Origin of the sequence: Arthrobacter gandavensis, from assembly GCF_015355785.1 — a bacterium.
GTDB lineage: Bacteria > Actinomycetota > Actinomycetes > Actinomycetales > Micrococcaceae > Arthrobacter_B > Arthrobacter_B gandavensis_A.
In genome coordinates this window covers 1,048,624-1,064,428 of record NZ_JADKYW010000005.1, presented here as the reverse complement: position 1 = coordinate 1,064,428, position 15,805 = coordinate 1,048,624, and the positions used below count along the sequence as shown (strand labels likewise).

The window sequence follows — 15,805 nt, the reverse complement described above, 5'->3', positions numbered from 1 at the left end:
GCCGGCAAAGAGGGATCTACACCGGATCCGGCGTTTCTTCGTCTTCCATGGACCGGATGAGTGTGTAGAGGGCCTGACGAAGCTCCGTCTCGCCGGCGCGCGCGTCGCATTTCTTCTTAACGGCCGCGAGTTCCTCCACCATCGCAGCGCCGGAGGGCGTGCGGGACCATCGGCCCGGACGCCGGGGCCGGGCATAGCCAGCCTGGTGCAGGGATGCCAGGGCGAATGAAGCTTCCTCCAGGCTCAGGCGGGTCAGTATGGCCACCCTCGCGGCAGGCATTCCCGGCGCCGTGAGCGCCTGCAGGACGCGCACGGAGTGCTCGCTCAGCGAGAGGTCGGCCAGGAACAGGCGGGTGGCTTCGGAGGAGAGATGCGCGGCCGCACCAAGCAGCAGGGTGAGTCCTCCGGGAAACGGGGGCCGGGAATCAGCCCCCAACATGCCACCCTGGCGGAACCCAGCCGGCGGGCACGTCATGGCCGGCGAAGGTCTCGCAGGCGGAGCAGGTGTAACTCACAACCCCGGGACTGTCCCCGGTCGGTGGAGTGTAGAACTCGTAAATCAGGTAATCGTCAACGCCGCAATGGTGGCAGATCGGCAAGTGCGCCGGCAGGCCCATCGATAACTCCATAAAGGTATGCAGAAGCCATGGCCGCGTCTTGACCGTATCCCGATATCGTAGTATCTAAGCTCTGACACGACAATCGTGCGCGCACAGCGCGGTTCACCAGGGCTCGAAAAGGAACATTGCACTATGGACGACCTGAGGTCTGCGACCGCCACGGCAGCACAGCTGCAGGACCTGCTGATCCACCATGAAGACGTGCTGGAATTCCTTCAGCAGCTCGCCCGGCTCAGCGCCTCCTCCCTTTCCTCGCGGGGCAGGGTCTACTGCGGTATCACACTGCAGCGCTCCCGGGGACACAGCTACACCGTTGCCAGCAGCGACAGCGCCGCCCTGGAAATGGATGAGATGCAGTACGCCTTCGACGACGGCCCCTGCCTCCACGCGCTCCGTGTCCATGAAGCCGTTGACGTGCCGGACACCTCCGCAGATGAACGCTGGCCGGACTATATGCACCACGTCATGTCCCAGGGCATGAGGTCGATGTACGCGGTGCCGCTTACACTGGAGGGCCACGCACGAGCCGCATTGAACCTGTACTCCCGTTCAGCCAATACCTTCGATGACGAGTTCAAGCGGGTCGCGCGGTCCTACGCCCAGGAGGCATCGATGGCACTCCGGCTGGCGGTCCGCATGTCCCAGCGAGCCTCCACGGTTGAGGACCTGCAGTCCGTTCTGCAGTCGCGTACGGATATTGACTTGGCAATCGGCATCATCATGGGCCAGAACCGCTGTTCCCAGGGTGAGGCATTCGAGACGCTGAAGCGGGCTTCGAACAGCAGGAACCTTAAGCTCAAGGTCCTGGCGGGAGAGATAGTCGCCAAGCTCAACGGCGCACCTTCCTCGACGCATTTCCAGACCTCGTGACCGAGGCACCCCGGCCCGGAGACTACGCTCCGCTGCGTACCCTGCTCTTCGGCTACGGCCTGGGCGGGCGGGTCTTCCATGCTCCGCTGCTTGAAGCAGATCCGCGGTACTCACTGGATGTGATCGTCACCTCCGACCCTGCCCGCGCCCAGGCTGCTGCGAAGGCCTACCCGGGTGCCGCCGTCGTGCCTTCCGCCGAAGCGGCCCTGGACCTAGCCGCAGATTTGGACCTTGCTGTCATCAGCACCCCGCCTGCAACGCATGCCTCGCTGGGCCTCGCTGCACTGCGGTCCGGACTTCATGCAGTGGTTGACAAGCCGTTCGCGCATTCTCCGCAGGCCGCACGGGAACTGATGGAGACAGCTGCCGCTGCAGGCAAGGTGCTCTCGGTTTTCCAGAACAGGCGGTGGGACGGGGATTTCCTCACGCTGAAAGGCCTGCTTGAACGCGGCGACCTCGGAACGGTCACCCGGTTCGAATCCCGAATGGAGTCCTTCAAGCCCGCGGTTGCCAAAGCCTGGAAACGGGAAGCGGGGACGGACGACGGCGGCGGAATCCTTTTCGACCTGGGCCCCCACCTGGTTGACCAAGCACTGCAGCTTTTCGGCCCAGCCAAACCTGCCTATGCCGAAGTACGCTCCCGGCGGGAGGACGGCGGCCCCGACGACGACGTGTTCGTGGTCCTGCAGCATGACTCGGGCGTCCTGTCCCACCTGTGGATGAATTCCCTGTCCCCGCGGCCGGGGGCGAGGTTCCGCGTGACCGGGTCCAAAGCGGCCTGGACCAAGCGCGGAGCCGATCCGCAGGAAGCCCAGCTCGATGCTGGGATGCTTCCCGGAGATCCGGGGTACGGGGAAGAGGAACTGGCGGACTGGGGACTGCTGGGAACAGCTGCCTCCAGTGCCGCGGTGCCCACGGAAGCCGGGCGCTACCAGGACTTCTATGCCGGCCTTGCGACTGCTGTTCTGGATGGTGGGGCCTTGCCGGTGGACCCCGCGGATTCACTGCGGGGGTTGGAAATTATACGGCAGATCCACGCAGGAATCTGATTTTCCGGAGACTGCCGCGTAACCGCCTCCACCCAACGCGACCGAAATCACGGTGTGTCCCTCATCTCCTTTAGCATTTGAGGAATGCACCTCAAAGACCGGATCGAAGATTCCACCCTGAGCCGGCGGCAAGTCGGAATCATTGCAATTTGTACAGCTCTCTACATGATCGACGGTTTCGACGTCCTGGTCATGGCCTTCAGCGCCTCCGCGGTCTCAGCGGAGTGGGACCTCAACGGCGCCCAGCTCGGCTTCCTGCTCAGCGCAGCGCTGGTCGGCATGGCTGTTGGCTCCATTTTCGTCTCGACCATCGCGGACATCATCGGCCGCCAGAAGACCCTGCTGATCGGTGTCTGCGTCGTCGCGGCAGGCATGTTTGCCTCCGTCTTCGCTCCGTCCTACGAAGTGCTGCTGGTCCTGCGCCTGATCACCGGCGTTGCCATTGGAACGCTGCAGGCGACCATCAACGTCTTCGCCTCGGAGTTCTCCAACGCCAAGCGGCGCTCCACCGCCCTGGCAATCGTCAGCATCGGCCAGCCCGTGGGCGGCGTGCTGGGCGGGCTGGTGACAGGCGTGCTGATCGCCTCCTTCGGCTGGCGATCAGCCTTCCTCTTCGGCAGCATTGCCACCCTGATCATGATCCCGCTGGTACTGAAGGTGCTGCCCGAGTCCATTGACTACCTCTCGGTGCGACGCCCGGCCGGCGCGCTCGAACGGATCAACAAGACCCTGCGCGCCATTGGCCAGGAGCCAGTGGCGGAGCTGCCCGAACCGGCACCGCGCGGAGAGAAGAAGTCCCGCTTCGCGGACGTCCTCACCGGAGCCAACGCCCGGCGCACCATCCTGCTCTCCCTGGCGTACTTCATCCTCATGGCCAGCTTTTACTTCGCGAACTCCTGGACCCCCAAGCTGATCACCGCGAGCGGTTTCAGTGCGCAGGACGGCATCAACGCCGGCGTGCTCTTCAGCGTCGGCGCGATCACCGGCGCGGTGGTGCTGGGTGTCTTCGGCTCCCGCTATGACATGCGCCGGGTCCTGGCGGTGTTCTTCGTGATCGGCGCAGCGACCTTTGTGGTGTTCGCCAACTCCACCGAAGGTTCGCTGCCGCTGGCGCTGTTCGCCGCCGCCCTGGTGGGCTTCGGCTCCAACGCACCGATCGCCGGCATGCTGGCCATCAGCCCCACCTATTACGATTCCGAGGTCCGCGGCACCGCCCTGGGACTGGTGATCGGCATGGGCCGGGTCGGAGCGATCGTTTCCCCCATCCTGGCCGGTGGCCTCATCGACGGCGGCTGGACCCCGGGGGATCTGTACTTACTGTTCGTTATTCCCATGGCACTCGGCGCCGTCGTCATTTCGATGCTTGGCGCGCCGGTGCTCCGGGGCGCTGCCGCTAAGGTTCCGGTTTCGCACTAGGCCTGTTTCGGACAGCAAAGGCCGGCAGCCCCCAAGGTGAACTGCTCCCCGAAAGTTGGACTGGCCAAATAAGATCCTAGGCCGCGAGGGCCTGAGCACGGTATTGCACCGGGCTCAGGCCCTCGAGCTTTGTCGAGATGCGTTCATTGTTGTACCAGCCGATGTACTCGCGGAGCTGCGCTGCCAGGGCATCGGTGTTCAGGAACCGGACCCGGTGGAACAGCTCTTCCTTCAGATGACCGAAGAAGTTCTCCATCACCGCGTTGTCGTAGCAGTTACCTTTGCGCGACATTGACTGGACTGCGCCGGCATCATTGAGCAGAGCACGCCAGGACCGGTGCTGATACTGGAAGCCCTGATCCGAATGAACCATCGGCGCTTCACCAGACCTTAGGCTGGCCAGGGCATCGCGCAGGCACGAATTCGTGAGCTCCAGGTTCGGGGAGTCCCCGACCGAAAAAGACACTACCTGCCGGTCGTAGAGATCCATCACCGGTGAAAGATAGAGCTTGCGGTCACCGACACTGAACTCAGTCACGTCCGTAACCCATTTCTGGTTTGGTGCAGCAGCTTCGAATTCCCGGTTCAACAGGTTCGGCGCCACTACACCTTGCTCGCCGCGGTAAGAGGCGTAGCGTTTCCTGCGCCGGACTTTACAGACCAGCCGAAGAGAGCGCATCAGCTTCAAGACGGTCTTTTTCGCCACGGTCCAACCCTGCTTGACCAGTACCGTGTGGATGCGGCGGTGACCGTACCGGGCATGGTTCTTCTCGAAGATTTCCCGGACTGCGGCTTTGAGCTCAGCTTGTGGGTCCGGGTTCTGTAAGCGGGCTTGGTGGTAGAAAAACGTTGACCGAGCCAAGCCGGCCACGTCAAGGAGCAAGTCCAGACGGTGCTCGGCCTTGAGGGCGATGACAGCGCGGACTTTTAGCGCCGTTCCTTTCCCCTCAAGGCCTGAACTTTTCCCAGGAAGGCTACTTCTGCCCGCAGCCGCTCGTTCTCCCTACGCAACCGTTCAAGCTCCGACACCGGCCGCGCAGGAGCTTCGGTCAGCGCTTTCGGACGGCCCTTCGGTTTAGGACGCAAGCCCTCTTCGCCTTCGCTGCGGTACTTACTGACCCACGCCTTGATGAGATTGGGTGAGGACAGCTGGAACTCCTGAGCCAAGGCGACCTTCGTTTCTCCTGCAAGAAAGCGCTGAACAACCATGAGCTTGAACTCAAACGAAAACTTACGCTTGGTTGGCTTGGCCAATAGTGTTGTCCCTCCGCGCACTCTCCAGCGGTCGTATAACCCGTTTGCAGCCTTCTTGCTCACGCCAAGCTTCATGGCTACCGACTTGTACCCCCAACCCAGCTCAAATAAGGCTACCGCTGCCTCACGCTGCTCTTCCGACAATGAACTGCTGCTGTGCATAGAACTGCTCCCCGAGAGTGAACTGATTTCTCAGTCCAACTTTCGGGGAGCAGTTCAAGGCTGCCGGCCTTCTCCCGTTCGAGCGGGCTACGGAGCAACCAGCTCTTTCCAGCCCTCGGCCAGGGCGAGTCCGTGCGCATCGGAAACCGAGTGGTGGGTCACGGCGCCGTTGGCGATGTTTAACCCCCGTGCCAGGGCCGGGGAATCCTCGAACGCGGCACGGACGCCCTTATCCGCCAGCGCCACAGCGTAGGGAAGCGTGACGTTCGTGAGCGCGTAGGTCGAGGTGTTGGGAACGGCGCCGGGCATGTTCGCCACGCAATAGAACAGGGAGCCGTGCACGCGGAAAGTCGGATCCTCATGCGTTGTGGGCCGGCTGTCCTCGAAGCATCCGCCCTGATCGACGGCGATGTCCACCAGCACGGAGCCGGGCTTCATCCGGGCCACCATGTCATTGGTCACGAGCTTCGGGGCGCGGGCTCCGGGCACCAGGACGGAGCCGATTACGAGGTCTGCGTCCACCAGTGCCCGCTCAATCTCGAACGCATTGGACGCCACGGTCTTGATGCGTCCGGCGTAGAGCGCATCGAGTTCGCGCAGCCGGTTGATGTTGATGTCCAGGACCGTCACGTCCGCGTGGGCGCCTACGGCAACTGCGACGGCGTTGGTGCCGGCCACGCCGGCCCCGAGTACCACGACCTTCGCCGGGCGCACCCCGGGAACGCCCCCAAGGAGCAGCCCCGGCCCGCCCGCGGGTGCCATCATGCACTGGGCGCCCACCTGCACTGAAAGGCGTCCTGCAACCTCGGACATGGGAGCCAGCAGCGGCAGCGCCCGCCCTTCCTGGACAGTTTCGTAGGCGATCGCGGTGACGCCGGATTCGAGCAGCGCGCGGGTGAGTTCCTCCGTCGCGGCCAGGTGCAGGTAGGTGAAAAGGATGAGTCCGGGCCGGAAGTACTGGTACTCCGCCGCGATGGGTTCCTTCACCTTGAGGATCATGTCCGCGCGCTTCCAGACGTCCGCGGCTGCGGAAACCAAATCGGCGCCCGCAATCGAATATTCCTCGTCGGTAATATTCGAACCGGCTCCGGCGCCGGCCTCAACCAGGACGGTGTGTCCGCGGGTAGTCAGCTCGTGGACACCGGAGGCCGTAATGGCCACGCGGTACTCATTGTTCTTGATTTCTTTGGGGATACCGATAATCACGTTTTGCTCCGGTCAACAGAATTGAAAGTACGAGTGGAACCAGCTGTGCTGGTGAGCAGGTGTGCGGAGCCGCACGGCGGCGGTGCTCCTAGGTATCAGTCCCCCCTGAAGTGACGTCCCCGCCCTGCGCCGCGGCCTTCGCAGCGCGGAGTTCGCGCTGGGACTTCAGCCAGGCCTCGACGTCGGACATCCTGATCCGGCGGTGCGTGCCGCGGTATTCAACGGGGAGAATCCCGGCGTCGGTCAGGTTGCGCAGATAGGTGTGGGATATCCCGGCCGCAGCGGCAGCCTGGGAAGTGGTGAGCAGCGGATTGTGCGCCGGGGAATCAACGGGATCCTTCGCCCCATCCGGTGATGCGGAGGCGAGGGTCACGGCCGAGCCCGCGGCAAGCCGGCTGAGCAGTTCCAGTACTGCGTCCCGGGCAGCGGCTGGCAGCCGCAGCGCCGTGCCGTCAACGAATACCGTGACGTCGCCGGCCGAAAGTGCCCGGTTCAGTGCGGAGGCATCCTCGCCGGTCAGCGCGGGGAAGGTCCTGCTCTGTTGGCTCATGGATCACATCTTGCCAAATGAAACAGGCCGGAAACATGATCTGACGTCACAGAATTGTCAGCCGCGCCGCAGGGTGCCTCTTTGGCAGCCTGTCCAAGCCGTGCTGGAATGGGACCCAGCCCGCACCGGCAGCGGCGCGGACCGCCGATTCGAAGGGGAATCATGAGCAGCCGCACTATACGGGGAGCCGTCCTGGAACGCACCGGGGCGGAACGTCCCTACGCCGGCAGCCGGCCGCTGCGCCTGGCGGAGCTCGAGCTGGATCCGCCCGGTCCAGGAGAGGTGCTGGTCCGTATTGAGGCGGCCGGGGTATGCCATTCGGATCTGTCCGTGGTGAACGGCAGCCGGGTCCGTCCCCTGCCCATGCTGCTGGGCCACGAGGCCGCCGGCCGCGTCGAGGCCGTGGGCCCGGACGTTCCGAACCTGGCCCGCGGCCAGCGGGTGGTGATGGCTTTCCTGCCCAGCTGCGGTGAATGTGCGGCCTGCCGGACGAACGGCAAGATGCCATGCACCCCCGGCAGTGCAGCCAACAACGCCGGCACCCTGCTGGGCGGGGGAATCCGGCTGAGCCGGAACGGCCAACCCGTGCTGCACCACCTGGGCGTGTCCGCCTTCGCCACCCACGCCGTCGTCAATTACCGGTCACTGGTTGCCGTGGACGACGACGTTCCTCCAGCCGTTGCCGCCCTGCTGGGCTGTGCCGTGCTCACAGGTGCGGGGGCAGTGCTGAACGCGGCGCCTCCCGGCCCGGATGACGACGTCGCCGTGGTTGGTCTGGGAGGGGTTGGCATGGCAGCGCTGCTGGCCGCGACGGCTGCAGGTGCGAGGAGCGTCATTGGCATCGACGCACTGCCGGAAAAGCTGAAGCGTGCCCTGGAACTCGGGGCGGACGCCGCGTACACCCCCGAGGAGGCGGCCGACGCCGGCATCCGGACGGCGCTGGCTGTGGAGGCCGCCGGACACCCGCGGGCGTTCGAAACCGCCGTGCGGCTCACCGCCCCCGGCGGCACCACGGTGACCGTGGGACTCCCGGCCCCGGACCAGCATGCGCAAATCACTCCGCTGACCCTGACGGCGGAAGCCCGCACCATCATCGGCAGCTACCTCGGTTCGGCCGTACCGTCCCGGGATATTCCGGTGTATGCGGACCTCTGGCGCCAGGGAAAGCTGCCGGTCGAGGAACTGGTCTCGGCGGAGGTTGCCCTCGAAGACATCAACGAGGCCATGGACACCCTGGCGGACGGACAGGCCATCCGCCAGGTCATCCACTTCGACTGACCGGAATGTCGTGGCGCCGAAGGGGCCGGGAACGTCACAGTGCCCGGCAGACTGGACCTTCATAGCGCCGGACGGACCGGGTTAGGCGGCTTTAATACTCCGAAGCGAGCCCTGCGAGCGAAGGAGTTTCGTTGCCGCCGTTCCGGTCCGCCCGGTGCGCGTCCAGCCCGGTGCGCGGTCCGCCCGGTGCCTGGTCCGCGCGGCGCCGCGCAGGTCGAAACCTAGTCCACCAGCTCGTACGCCGGCAGGGTCAGGAAGTCCACGTAGTCCTCGGCGAGGCTGATCCGGCCGACCAGTTCGCTGGCCGGGGCGTAGTAGCGATTGAACTTTTCCTCATCCACTTCGCCGCGCAGCCTCTCGGTTTCCTCTGCCAGCAGCCGCTTGACCAGGTCTTCGGTGACGGTTTCCCCGGTATCCTCCAGCGTCACGCCGTTGCGCACCTGCTGCCATACCTGGGAGCGGGAGATCTCGGCCGTGGCTGCGTCCTCCATCAGGTTGTGGATCGCCACCGCTCCGTTGCCTGAGAGCCAGACGGCGGTGTACGCCACCGCAACGTAGAGGTTGGAGCGCAGCCCTGCCTCGGTGATCGAGCCCTCCGCCGTGGTGACGTCCAGCAGGTCCTTTGCAGAAACGTTGACGTCCTCGCGTAGCTTGTCCACCTGGTTGGGCTTCTCGCCCAGGACGGAGTCGAACACCTCCCGGCAGGTGTCCACCATGTCCGGGTGTGCCACCCAGGAACCGTCGAACCCGTCATTGGCTTCGCGGGACTTGTCCGCCGTGACCTTCTCGAATGCCTTGGCGGTGATTTCCGGCTCGCGGCGGTTGGGAATGAAGGCCGCCATGCCGCCCATCGCGAACGCGCCGCGGCGGTGGCAGGTCTTCACCAGCAGCTCCGTGTACGCGCGCATGAACGGTGCCGTCATGGCGACGTCGGCGCGGTCCGGCAGCAGGAAATCCTTGCCTGAGTCGCGGAACACCTTGATCATGCTGAAGAGGTAGTCCCAGCGGCCGGCGTTAAGCCCGGCAGCGTGGCCGCGCAGCTCGTAGAGGATTTCCTCCATCTCGAACGCGGCAGGAATGGTCTCGATCAGCACGGTGGCACGGACTGAGCCCTGCGGAACACCGATGTAGTCCTGGGCGAAAACAAAGACGTCATTCCAGAGGCGGGCCTCCAGATGGCTTTCCATCTTGGGCAGGTAGTAGTAGGGGCCCTGGCCGTTTTGCAGAAGCTGCTTCGCGTTGTGGAAGAAGTGCAGGCCAAAGTCCACCAGTGCACCCACGGCCGGTTCGCCGTCGACCAGCACGTGTTTCTCCGGCAGGTGCCAGCCGCGCGGACGCATAACGACGACGGCGAGCGGCACATCGGTGCGCAGCGCGTATTCCTTGCCGTCAGGGGAAGTGAAGGACAGGTCTCCACGGGCGGCGCGGTAGAGGTTGTATTCGGCGTCCACCACGTTGTGCCAGGTGGGGGTGGAAGCATCCTCCAGATCCGCCAGCCACACCTTGGCTCCGGAGTTCAAGGCGTTGATCGCCATCTTGGCGGGGGACGCCGGTCCGGTCATTTCCACGCGGCGGTCCTGAAGGGCGGGCGGCGCCGGGGCAACCTGCCAGTCGCCTTCCCGGATTCCGGCGGTCTGCGGCAGGAAGTCCAGGGTTTCACCGGCTGCGATTGCCTCACGGCGCTTCGTGCGGGCGGCGAGCAGGTCATTCCGGGCGGGGGCGAAGCGGTGGTGGAGTTCTTCGATGAACGCCAGGGCGTCCGGGGTCAGGATGGTCCCGGCGCCCTCGGCGGGGTTCGGGCCGGTTACTTCGATGGCCATGGTTTCTCCTCTCGCGTACCGGCCTGGTCGGTGCCGGACAGCGTCGTCGAAATGCAGCGTGCCCTGAACGTACGGGGCCAACCGAGGGGTGTAAACCCGCCGGGCTGCGAAATTCCGGTCCTGTGTCCGCTCACGGAGTGAACGAACTCTCATCCTAAACGAAAACTTATTTCCGTATCGTGAACATAATGCTCGCGTACGGAACGGCAAGGTCAGCGGCGGGGGCGGATGGGCACGGCGGTCTGAGCGTTCCGGATTTGCCGTCCATGCCGGTTAAAAGTTGCTCAGGGAGTGACGATCTCCGGCCCAGACGCCCTTAATGGAAGGTACGGCGATCCCTCTCCGGGATCCCCTTCTTCAGGAGATGAGTGCCATGGCAGAATCCGCCAGGAATCCTGGACAGTCAACGGCCCCACCGGTGGCCGGCGGAGAAGAGATGCAGCGGGACGGCGACCTCACCCGGCACCGCCCCTCCGGGCCGCTCCACACACCGCGAGGAGACACCACCATCGAAGAGAACGTGGTGCAGAAACTCGCCGGGATCGCGACCCGCGAAGTTCCGGGCGTTTATGCGATGGGAAATGCCGCCCGGCGCGCGTTCAGCGCAGTCGCCGAGCGGATCCCCGGCTCCCAGACGAACTACGGCAATGGTGTGAGCGTGGAGAAAGGCGAGCGGCAGGCGGCGGTGGACGTGAGCGTGATCGTGGAGTACGGCTACTCGATTGTCGAGGTCAGCCAGGCCATCCGCACCAACGTCATCCGCTCCGTCGAAAACGCCACCGGACTGGAAGTCCTGGAGGTCAACGTGAACGTCACGGACGTGCACCTCCCGGATGATGACAGCGACGACGACGGCCAGTCGCAGAAAAAGCCGTCCGGACGGCTGGAGTAGAGAGGGCCCGGCATTCGCGCGGGCTGCATCCACCACGTACTAATACGTCCTAAGGAGAGCACCGATGAATGCAACAAGATGGTGCCTGGTAGTTGGTTTGGTTTTGGGGATCGTGCTGGCATTCGGGGGGTGGTTCGCCTTCCTGGTGACCGTTCTCTTTGGTTTGATCGGGTTGCTGGTGGGCCTGGTGGCTGACGGCAAACTGGACATGGCCGGCCTGTTTGGCCGTGCCGCAAGCCGATGACCATGACGGAGGCGGGTACTGAGAGACGCCCCCGGCGGGCAGTTGAAGACCGGGGCAGCACGTCCATGTCCCGCAGGGTCCTGGAGAAGATCGCCGGCCAGGTGGCACGCGACGAAACCGAAGCCGGCGGAACGTCCGGAGGATTCCTGGGAATCGGATCGCGGGCGGACTTCACGGCCCGGCCCGAGGCCTCGGTTGAGCTGGCCGGGAACATTGCCAGCCTGCGGGTATCGGTAGGGCTGCCCTATCCGGTGGCCCTGCGTGCGGCCACGCGCGAGCTGCGCGAGCGGATAGCCTGGCGCGTCACTGAACTGACGGGCGTGCAGGTGCGGCAGGTGGACGTTACCGTGGCCTGGCTGAGGCCCCGGCCGGCGTCGCCCGGACGGCGGAAACTGCTGTGAGTGCCGAGTCGCCGCCGGTGGCCCTCCGCCCGCGGCCCAGCCGCTCCGTACCGGCCACCATCTGCGCCGTGGTGCTGCTGGTACTGGGTGTTGCTGCCGTGGTGGCTGCACTGCTCCGGCTCACATCGGGAACCTGGCCGGAGGCGCTCACCGCTCCGGTGCAGTGGCTGGCCGACTCGGCATGGAACAGCACCGGAGTCTGGGCGCTGGGCATCGCGCTCGCGGTCGCCGGCCTCTTGCTGCTGCTGGCAGGCATCATCCCCGGCCGCTTCCATGACCTGCCGGTCCGGGTTCCGGCGGCCGGGGATCCGGAGGCTGGCCGGGCGACCGTTGGCGAACCTTCAGCGGTGATGTCCCGCCGCGCCGTGGCCCAGCTGGCGGCGGCTACGTGCGAACACATCGACGGGGTTTCCTCGGCGTCGGCCACAGCCACGGACCGTGATGTCCGGGTTTCGGTGACCACTGCCCTGCACGACATCCGGGACCTGCAGCGCTGGGTCGGTGACGGCGTGCGTTCCCGGCTGGAAGCCTCCGGCCTGGATCCGGTGCCCCGGGTCCGGGTCACCATTCACTCACGGGACTGACCCGGCGCACCGGGAAGGACACAGCATGCGACATCATGCAGGAGCCATGAACCGGACGTGGCTGATCATCATCGGCCTCATCCTGCTGGCCGCGGGAGCAGCCTCGATCCTCTTCTCTTCGGGCCTCATGGACCAGCTTTCCGGCGGCAGCCTCGCCGGTGCGGAAGAGCCCGTCCTGACCGACGGCTCCGGAGTCCTTGAAACCCTCCCGGCTGCGGCCGTGCTGATCGGCGGAATCATCCTGGGGCTGTTGGGGCTGTGGTGGATGCTGGCTGAAGTGCCGCGGCGACGTGCCGCGTCCAGCTACCGCCTCCATGAAGACCCCGCCCGCGGAATTACCCGGTGCGACCCGGCCGTGCTGGCTGCCGCCGTGGAGGACGACGCGGCATCCCTCCCGGGCGTGGTCAGCAGCTCCGCCCTGCTGCGCGGAACGGCTGATTCACCGGACCTGGCCATGCGCCTGACCCTGAACGAGCGGGCGGATGTGCAGGAGGCGCTGCGCCGCGTCCGCAGCGACGTGCTGGCGAACCTCAGCCGCGCCCTGGAAGTGCCGCTCCATACGGCCGGGATTGCGCTGGAGGTCAGCAGACGTCCGGCACAGCTGGGGAACACGGTTGAATCCACCGGCACGGTTGTCTACTGAGTTGCCAAATCGTTATTCAGAGCACCAGGTGATCTTGCCCGCCCACGGTGTTACGCGGCCGCAGCGGACGGTAGCCTAACGGCACTTCGGCCTTACCTGGTGACGGACGGGTTTATGACCATGGTGCAGCATTACCGCGAGGCACTGCCTCCGAACGAGTATCCAATCTGTGTAACGTGCGGGACCCAGTATGGAGAACCCCGCGCCGATTGCCCGGTGTGCCTGGACGAGCGGCAGTACGTCCCGCTGACCGGCCAGGCGTGGACCACTCTCTCCCGCCTCCGCTCCGGAGCCCGGCGTGCCAGCGTGCATCCGCAGGGTCCGGGCGTGCTGGGGATCGGCAGCGAACCCAGGTTTGCCATCGGCCAGCGTGCCCTGCTGGTCAAGGCCGCCGGGGGCAACGTGCTCTGGGACTGCGTGCCGTACCTGGACGAAGAGCTGATCGACCTCATCAATGCCGAAGGTGGTCTGACCGCCATTGCCATCAGCCACCCGCACTACTACGCCACCATGGTGGACTGGGCCCGGGAGTTCGGCGTCCCCGTCTACCTGCACAGCGCGGACAGGGAATGGGTGGGGCGCCGCGACCCCGCCCTGCAGTTCTGGGACGGGGACAGCATGGAACTGGCTGAAGGCCTGGTCCTGTACCGGCCGGGCATCCATTTTCCCGGCGGCACGGTGATGCACTGGGATGATGACCCGGACGGGGTTGGGGCGCTGTTCAGCGGAGACATCATCCAGGTCATCCCGGACTTCAGCCACGTCGCTTTCATGTACAGCTACCCCAACCTGATCCCGGAGCGCCCGGATGTAGTTGAGGCTGCGGCCGGGCTTTTGGCGCCGCTGTCCTACGAGCGGCTGTACGGGGCCTGGTGGGACTACATCCTGCCCCGCGGAGCTGACCGGATCGTGCAGGATTCGGCCCGCCGCTACCTCAAGTTCACCCGCGGCTGAGCTGCTTCACGGCTCCCCGCTCAGCCTCGGCCATGGCTTTGTACTCCGCCACTCGCGCCTGGTGCAGCGGAGTGCGGCGCAGCAGGGCGTAGGCGCCGGCCAGCAGGGCAAACCAAATGGGCGTAACGAGCAGTGCCGTCAGCGTGTCCGGCTGGGTGGTCAGCGCCCACACAATGAACGCGAAGAACGCCAGCACCACGTAGACCATTACCCGTCCACCTGGGAGCTTGAAGGCAGATTCCCGGTGCAGCTGCGGGCGGCGCCGGCGGTAGGCCAGGTAGCTCAGCAGGATGATGGTCCACACGAACATAAAGCACAGGGCTGAAATGGTGGTCACCAGCGTGAACGCCTCGCTCACCGAATCCCCGGCGTAGAGCAGCACCACCCCGGCCAGCAGGAAGGTGCAGGAGAAGAACAGGGCGTTGCGCGGCACTTTCCGGCTGGACAGGCGGCCAAATGCCTTGGGGGCATCGCCGTCGTGCGCCAGTCCGAAGACCATCCGCGAGGTGGAGTAGATCCCCGAGTTCGCGGAGGAAGCCGCGGAGGTCAGCACCACAAAATTGACGACGGCGGCAGCAATGCCCAGCCCGGCCAGGGCGAACATGCCCACAAAGGGGCTTTCATCGGCGGTGAACCGCGTCCAGGGAATCACGGCCATCAGCACCACCAGGGCGCCTACGTAGAAAAGCATGATGCGCAGCGGAATCGAGTTGATCGCCTTGGGGAGGTTCTTCTCCGGATCCTTGGTCTCTGCCGCGGCGGTGCCCACCAGTTCAATGCCGACGAACGCGAAGACGGCGATCTGGAAGCCTGCCACGAAGCCCATGGGGCCGGTGGGGAAGAAGCCTCCGTGTTCCCACAGGTTCTCAAACCCTGCCGTGGCACCGCCGCCCGAGTCGAAGCGGGTGAGGATCAGAACCAGGCCCACCACAATGAGCGTCAGGATCGCGATGATCTTGACCAGGGCGAACCAGAACTCGGTCTCGCCGAAGGCCTTCACGGATGGCAGGTTCAGTGCCACCAGCAGCACAATGCAGGCCAGCGCCGGAATCCACAGCGGAATCTCCGCCCACCAGAAGGTGACGTAGTGGGCAATCGCCACCACGTCCGCAATTCCGGTGACCACCCAGCAGAACCAGTAGGTCCAGCCGGTGAAGAAACCGGCCCAGGGGCCCAGAAGGTCCGCAGCGAAGTCGCTGAAGGACTTGTACTGGAGGTTGGACAGCAGCAGCTCGCCCATGGCCCGCATCACGAAATACAGCATGAAGCCGATGACCATGTACACGAAGATGACGGAGGGCCCGGCAACCGAGATGGTTTTCCCCGAGCCCATGAACAGACCGGTGCCGATCGCTCCGCCGATGGCGAGGAGCTGGATGTGACGGCTGGACATCGAACGCGCGAGGCCGGGGTCCTTCGAACTTGTTACCGCAGCTGAATGGTCCGTGGTTGAAGCGGGGGTGGAGCTACCTGGCATGGGGGTTCTTTCTTATGGCGCCGTGTGGCATGCCGCCGGCAAGACACGCTGCTGACACCAATATGCTCAGATATCCAATGAAGCCTCATGAGATGCAGCGACACCGCCGATCGTTTTAGTTTCGGCAGTCACCGGAGCGCTGTCAATTTGGGACCCTGGCGCAGCTGCGCCCGTATCCCCGGTCCCCGGCTCGTGAATGAGGTCCGGTCATACCTTGAAGGGGGCTGCCGGGCGGGCTAAAGTCAGGGTGCAGCCACAATTGAATATGCCTTTACCAGCCGTGGCGGGAGAGTCCCGCGCGACACATGCAGACGCGGGCGCCGTAGGAGCAAACCCTCCCCGGGAATCTCTCAGGCCCCAGTACCGCCATGGCGAGGCAACTCTG

At 65.1% G+C, this 15,805-nt stretch carries 17 protein-coding genes and 1 riboswitch; of the genes, 10 read left to right on the top strand and 7 right to left on the bottom strand.

Going from position 1 to position 15,805, the window contains the following annotated elements; genetic code table 11:
• Positions 1–16 precede the first annotated feature (16 nt).
• Entirely contained in the window at positions 17–439 is a 423-nt protein-coding gene (locus tag ITX31_RS10110; RefSeq protein WP_194783242.1) for a hypothetical protein, read from the bottom strand.
• A gap of 313 nt (positions 440–752) precedes the next feature.
• On the opposite strand from ITX31_RS10110, the gene ITX31_RS10105 reads away from it, so the two are divergent.
• From ITX31_RS10105 to ITX31_RS10095, 3 genes are all read left to right on the top strand, one after another.
• Positions 753–1,490: a GAF and ANTAR domain-containing protein gene (locus tag ITX31_RS10105; RefSeq protein WP_194783241.1), complete on the top strand. Its 738-nt coding sequence runs from the start codon at positions 753–755 to the stop codon at positions 1,488–1,490.
• A complete protein-coding gene (locus tag ITX31_RS10100) occupies positions 1,487–2,539 on the top strand; it encodes a Gfo/Idh/MocA family oxidoreductase (protein WP_194783240.1) in 1,053 nt (350 codons plus the stop codon). The genes ITX31_RS10105 and ITX31_RS10100 overlap by 4 nt, the downstream gene beginning before the upstream one ends.
• An 84-nt stretch (positions 2,540–2,623) precedes the next feature.
• Positions 2,624–3,955, top strand: coding sequence for an MFS transporter (locus tag ITX31_RS10095; RefSeq protein ID WP_194783239.1), 1,332 nt, complete (start codon positions 2,624–2,626; stop codon positions 3,953–3,955).
• 76 nt (positions 3,956–4,031) lie between these two features.
• Here the strand turns inward: ITX31_RS10095 and ITX31_RS10090 are convergent, their stop codons facing one another.
• From ITX31_RS10090 to ITX31_RS10080, 4 genes are all read right to left on the bottom strand, one after another.
• Entirely contained in the window at positions 4,032–4,838 is an 807-nt protein-coding gene (locus tag ITX31_RS10090; protein WP_228529133.1) for an IS3 family transposase, read from the bottom strand.
• Positions 4,839–4,882: 44 nt separating this feature from the next.
• On the bottom strand, positions 4,883–5,371 hold the full coding sequence (locus ITX31_RS15860) for a helix-turn-helix domain-containing protein (RefSeq protein ID WP_228529132.1): 489 nt from the start codon (positions 5,369–5,371) through the stop codon (positions 4,883–4,885).
• An 87-nt stretch (positions 5,372–5,458) separates the two neighbouring features.
• Positions 5,459–6,577, bottom strand: coding sequence for an alanine dehydrogenase (gene ald, locus ITX31_RS10085; RefSeq protein WP_194783238.1), 1,119 nt, complete (start codon positions 6,575–6,577; stop codon positions 5,459–5,461).
• An 88-nt stretch (positions 6,578–6,665) separates the two neighbouring features.
• Positions 6,666–7,127 (bottom strand): helix-turn-helix domain-containing protein, encoded by a 462-nt coding sequence (locus ITX31_RS10080; protein ID WP_194783237.1) that lies wholly within the window; start codon positions 7,125–7,127, stop codon positions 6,666–6,668.
• 162 nt (positions 7,128–7,289) lie between these two features.
• Here ITX31_RS10080 and ITX31_RS10075 point away from each other — a divergent pair, with 162 nt between their 5' ends.
• Positions 7,290–8,405 carry an alcohol dehydrogenase catalytic domain-containing protein gene (locus ITX31_RS10075; protein ID WP_194783236.1) on the top strand — a complete coding sequence of 372 codons (1,116 nt, stop codon included), beginning with the start codon at positions 7,290–7,292 and terminating at the stop codon, positions 8,403–8,405.
• A 221-nt stretch (positions 8,406–8,626) separates the two neighbouring features.
• On the opposite strand, the gene aceB is transcribed toward ITX31_RS10075, so the two are convergent.
• Entirely contained in the window at positions 8,627–10,225 is a 1,599-nt protein-coding gene (gene aceB / locus ITX31_RS10070) for a malate synthase A (RefSeq protein WP_194783235.1), read from the bottom strand.
• Between the two features lie 436 nt (positions 10,226–10,661).
• Here aceB and ITX31_RS10065 point away from each other — a divergent pair, with 436 nt between their 5' ends.
• The 6 genes from ITX31_RS10065 to ITX31_RS10040 all read left to right on the top strand — a co-directional run bounded on the left by ITX31_RS10065 (position 10,662) and on the right by ITX31_RS10040 (position 13,943).
• Positions 10,662–11,117, top strand: a complete 456-nt coding sequence (locus ITX31_RS10065; RefSeq protein ID WP_194783615.1) for an Asp23/Gls24 family envelope stress response protein — start codon at positions 10,662–10,664, stop codon at positions 11,115–11,117.
• A 64-nt stretch (positions 11,118–11,181) separates the two neighbouring features.
• Positions 11,182–11,361 carry a hypothetical protein gene (locus ITX31_RS10060; RefSeq protein ID WP_091601061.1) on the top strand — a complete coding sequence of 60 codons (180 nt, stop codon included), beginning with the start codon at positions 11,182–11,184 and terminating at the stop codon, positions 11,359–11,361.
• Positions 11,358–11,762 carry an Asp23/Gls24 family envelope stress response protein gene (locus tag ITX31_RS10055; RefSeq protein ID WP_323745639.1) on the top strand — a complete coding sequence of 135 codons (405 nt, stop codon included), beginning with the start codon at positions 11,358–11,360 and terminating at the stop codon, positions 11,760–11,762. The genes ITX31_RS10060 and ITX31_RS10055 overlap by 4 nt, the downstream gene beginning before the upstream one ends.
• Entirely contained in the window at positions 11,759–12,346 is a 588-nt protein-coding gene (locus ITX31_RS16085) for a DUF6286 domain-containing protein (protein ID WP_194783233.1), read from the top strand. The genes ITX31_RS10055 and ITX31_RS16085 overlap by 4 nt, the downstream gene beginning before the upstream one ends.
• Before the next feature lie 25 nt (positions 12,347–12,371).
• Entirely contained in the window at positions 12,372–12,989 is a 618-nt protein-coding gene (locus ITX31_RS10045; RefSeq protein WP_194783232.1) for an alkaline shock response membrane anchor protein AmaP, read from the top strand.
• A 114-nt stretch (positions 12,990–13,103) separates the two neighbouring features.
• Positions 13,104–13,943 carry a hydrolase gene (locus tag ITX31_RS10040; protein WP_228529130.1) on the top strand — a complete coding sequence of 280 codons (840 nt, stop codon included), beginning with the start codon at positions 13,104–13,106 and terminating at the stop codon, positions 13,941–13,943.
• On the opposite strand, the gene cycA is transcribed toward ITX31_RS10040, so the two are convergent.
• A complete protein-coding gene (gene cycA / locus ITX31_RS10035; protein WP_416354813.1) occupies positions 13,930–15,336 on the bottom strand; it encodes a D-serine/D-alanine/glycine transporter in 1,407 nt (468 codons plus the stop codon). The genes ITX31_RS10040 and cycA overlap by 14 nt on opposite strands.
• A gap of 358 nt (positions 15,337–15,694) precedes the next feature.
• Positions 15,695–15,796: riboswitch (glycine riboswitch) on the top strand.
• Positions 15,797–15,805: the final 9 nt, after the last annotated feature.